The sequence below is a fragment of the Mycobacterium sp. IDUB_19 genome (assembly GCF_055419445.1).
The window spans coordinates 1-1584 of the sequence record NZ_JBVAXR010000134.1 but is presented as its reverse complement, the minus strand read 5'-3'; the positions used below and the strand labels follow the sequence as shown (position 1 = coordinate 1584).

At 66.1% G+C, this 1584-nt stretch carries 2 protein-coding genes; both read left to right on the top strand.

Features of this window, described 5'->3' with window-relative positions:
- Window positions 1–312: BBE domain-containing protein (locus ACZY0B_RS27400; RefSeq protein ID WP_463767364.1), on the top strand; the 312-nt coding region annotated here is incomplete at its 5' end.
- A gap of 91 nt (window positions 313–403) precedes the next feature.
- A partial coding sequence (locus ACZY0B_RS27395) for an HNH endonuclease signature motif containing protein (RefSeq protein WP_463767363.1) occupies window positions 404–1584 on the top strand: 1181 nt, incomplete at its 3' end.

The following is a 1584-nucleotide window of genomic DNA, read 5'->3' as shown; positions in this document are numbered from 1 at the left end:
TCGTTGTTGGTCGATCCGCTCGGTGGAGCCATCGCCGATGTGGCGCCCGGGGATTCGGCCTTCCCGTGGCGCAAGCAATCCGCGGTGCTGCAGTGGTATGTCGAGCCCGCCGCCAACCAGGTCGCAGCGGCCACGCAGTGGCTGAGCTCTGCTCATCAGGCGGTGCAACAGTTTTCGGTGGGTGGCTACGTCAACTACCTGGAGCCCAACAGCGCGGCATCGCGCTACTTCGGCTCGAATCTGTCTCAGCTGAACACCGTCCGGCAGCAGTACGACCCCAACCAGATCATGTTCTCCGGCTTGAAATTCTGACGCGCACTGGGCTTAAAAAAGCTTGCGCCACAGTGGTTTCAGTGGTCTCAGGACGGGGTTTTTTGTCGGTGGGTGGGTTTAGTTTCGGGGTATGGGTTCAGCTGTTCTCGATCGAGAAGTGTTCACCGCGAAGTTCGACGCGCTGGACGCCGCGCTCGAGGACGTCATCGGGCTGGATTCGGAAATGCTGTGCACCCCGGAGCGGTTGGCGCTGTTGCGACGTTACGAGCGGGCACGACGACGGCTGTCGGCGGGGGAGCACCCGCTGATCAATCAGCTTGCGCAGGAGGCCACGCCGCAGGAGCTGGGTGGCAAGCTCTCCCATGCGATCGCCGACGCAACACAGATCAGCCGGGCCGAAGCTTCCCGCCGGGTCCGCGAGGCCGCCGACCTGGGCCAGCGGCGCGCGCTCACCGGCGAACCCCTGGAACCGGTACTGGCCGCGACCGCCGCCGCGCAACGCGCCGGGAAACTCGGGTCCGAGCATGTGGCGGTGATCCGCCGGTTCTATCACCAGCTGCCCGGCTGGATCGACGTCGGTACCCGCGCGCGTGCCGAAGCCGATCTGGCCCGGCTGGCTTCGCAGTATCGGCCCGATCAGTTGGCCGGGCTGGCCGATCGGCTGGCGGATTGCCTCAACCCTGACGGCAGCTTCACCGACGATGACCGCGCCCACCGGCGGGGTTTGATGCTGGGTAAGCAGCAGGCCGACGGCATGTCGGCGCTGCAGGGCTGGTTGACGCCGGAAGCCCGCGCCACCCTGGAAGCGGTGTTGGCCAAACTCGCCGCACCGGGCATGTGCAACCCTGCGGACACGAAGCCGTGCGTAGACGGCGCCCCCAGCCAGCAGGCCATCGACCACGACGTCCGCAGCGCCGCCCAGCGCCAGCACGACGGATTGAATGCCGCCCTGCGCGCGGTCCTGGCGTCGGGAAATCTGGGTCAACACAACGGGTTGCCCGCCTCGATCATCGTCACCACCACCCTGGCCGAACTCGAAGCCGCCGCCGGCAATGGGACGACCGGCGGCGGTACCCGGCTACCGATCAGCGACGTCATCCGCCTTTCCCGCCACGCGCATCACTACCTGGCGATCTTCGACAACGCCAAACCCGTCGCGCTCTACCACACCAAACGACTCGCCTCACCGGGTCAGCGAATCGTGCTGTACGCCAAAGACCTCGGCTGCTCAGCACCCGGATGTGATGTCGGTGGCTACTACTGCGAAGTCCACCACATCACCGACTACGCCCAATGCCACACCACCGGCAT